The organism is Kitasatospora putterlickiae (assembly GCF_039527695.1).
In the GTDB taxonomy this organism is placed as follows: Bacteria; Actinomycetota; Actinomycetes; order Streptomycetales; family Streptomycetaceae; genus Kitasatospora; species Kitasatospora putterlickiae.
Genome location: NZ_BAAAKJ010000344.1, coordinates 750 through 2616, shown reverse-complemented (window position 1 = coordinate 2616; position 1867 = coordinate 750). Strand labels below are relative to the sequence as shown.

2 protein-coding genes are annotated in these 1867 nt (G+C 75.6%); one reads left to right on the top strand and one right to left on the bottom strand.

Translation table 11 applies throughout. The features are described 5' to 3' along the window. Window positions 1-712: LysR family transcriptional regulator (locus ABD308_RS31900; RefSeq protein WP_344342831.1), on the bottom strand; the 712-nt coding region annotated here is incomplete at its 3' end. A gap of 156 nt (window positions 713-868) precedes the next feature. Between ABD308_RS31900 and ABD308_RS31895 the strand changes: the two genes are divergently transcribed. Then, window positions 869-1570 (top strand): type 1 glutamine amidotransferase domain-containing protein, encoded by a 702-nt coding sequence (locus ABD308_RS31895; RefSeq protein WP_344342828.1) that lies wholly within the window; start codon window positions 869-871, stop codon window positions 1568-1570. Window positions 1571-1867 lie beyond the last annotated feature (297 nt).

Sequence of the window (1867 nt, the reverse complement as noted above, 5' to 3'; positions counted from 1 at the left end):
TGACGGCGGCCCGGACCTGGAGGCGGCGCTCGAACACGTGGCGCCAGTAGCGGCGGGCGATGGGCAGGTCCTCGGCGTAGGCGACCAGCGGCGCCCGTTCCAGGGCGTCCGGCAGCGCTTCCCCGGCCGGTTGCTCGGCCCAGGCCGGGGAAGCGACCAGGACGAACTCCTCGTCGGAGAGCGGCTCAGCGTCCAGGGAGCGGCCGCGCGGGCGCCGGGTGGCGACCACGAGGTCGTGGCGGCCGGCGCGCAGCTCCGTCAGCAGCGGATCGGTCAGCCCGGTGGCCACCCGCAGCCGGACGCCCTGGGCGGTGAGCGGCGCCAGCGCGCCGAGCAGGACGGTGCACAGGAACTCGGCCGGCCCCGCCAGGTGCACGGGCTCGGGCACGCGCTCGGGCCCCGTGCCCGCCACCTCGGCCAGCCGGTCGAGGGGTTCCGCCAGCCGGGCAGCGAGGTCGTCCGCGTGGGCGAGCGGGACCACGCCCCGGGGGCGCCGCTCGAACAGCTCCCGGCCCAGCCGTTTCTCCAGGGAGCGGATCTGCGCGGTGACGGTCGGCTGGGAGAGCCGGAGCCGGCGCGCGGCCGCGGTGAAGGATCCCGTCCGGTGGACCGCCAGGAAGGTGCGCAGCTGGTTCAGGTCCAGCGGGCCCCCGGGTGGTCCCTCCGGCAGCCCCTCGGGCGGCCCCGACCCATGGGAATTCCTATCGCTCATGCGCGCCAATCCTAGGCGCTCGACCGGGGCGCGGTGCGCTGAAGCCTGTTCACCGGCCGATGTCAGGTATCGGTTTTCCGATTGGTGCGGGCCGTCGGACGGGCCTACCGTCGAGGGGACGACGAGCCGACAGCCGACACCCCGGAGACCACCCCCATGTCGAAGAAGATCCTTTTCGTGATGACCGGCGCCGACCACTGGACGCTCGCCGACGGCACCCGGCACCCGACCGGCTTCTGGGCCGAGGAGGCCGCCGCGCCGTACGAGGCCTTCAAGGCCGCCGGCCACACCGTGACCGTGGCCACCCCGGGCGGCGTGGTGCCGACCGTCGACACCGCCAGCCTCGCCCCCGACGTCAACGGTGGGGAGGAGGGCGCGCGGAAGGTCGTGGAGGTGCTCGCCGACGCCGAGGAGCTCAAGAGCCCGATCGCGCTGGAGGACGTGCGGCTGGACGACTACGACGCGGTCTTCTACCCCGGTGGGCACGGCCCGATGGAGGACCTGGCCGTCAACGCCGACTCCGGCCGCCTGCTGGTCCGCGCGCTGAAGTCCGGCAAGCCGCTCGGCGTCGTCTGCCACGGCCCGGCCGCGCTGCTGGCCGCGGTGGAGGAGGACGGCGGCAACGCCTTCAAGGGCTACCGCGTCGCCGCCTTCACCAACGACGAGGAGACCCAGGCCGGGCTCGCCGCCAAGGCCGCGTGGCTGCTGGAGACCCGCCTCGTCGAGGCCGGTGTCGATGTGCGGGTCGGCGAGCCCTGGGCCCCGAACGTGGTCGTCGACCGCAACCTGGTCACCGGCCAGAACCCGGCCTCCGCCGCCCCGCTCGCCGCCGAACTGCTGCGGAGGCTGGCCGCCTGACCCCCCTCTGCCGACGCCAGCCGGTGCTTCCGGCCGGCGGCCCGACGGCGACCCCGGGGCTCAGCCACCGGCAGGGGTGGGGGCCGCCGTCGTAGCCGCCCTCGTCGGCCTTGCAGACGAACCAGCCCGGGTGGCCGCGCACGACGCCGGTGCCCGGGTGTGCGGTGGAGGGCCGCGAACCCACGTTGGTGTGGGGGTCGTCGTTGCGGTAGTGGACCCGCCGGCGTCCCAGCAGCCGGTGGCGGTCGCGTCGTCCCGGGGCGGCGAACCGGCGGGCCTGGTGCGGGCCGAAGGCCG

Excerpts from the sequence above, each read along its gene's own strand:
- ABD308_RS31895 (WP_344342828.1), top strand. The coding sequence starts at position 869 with ATGTCGAAGAAGATCCTTTTCGTGATGACCGGCGCCGACCACTGGACG.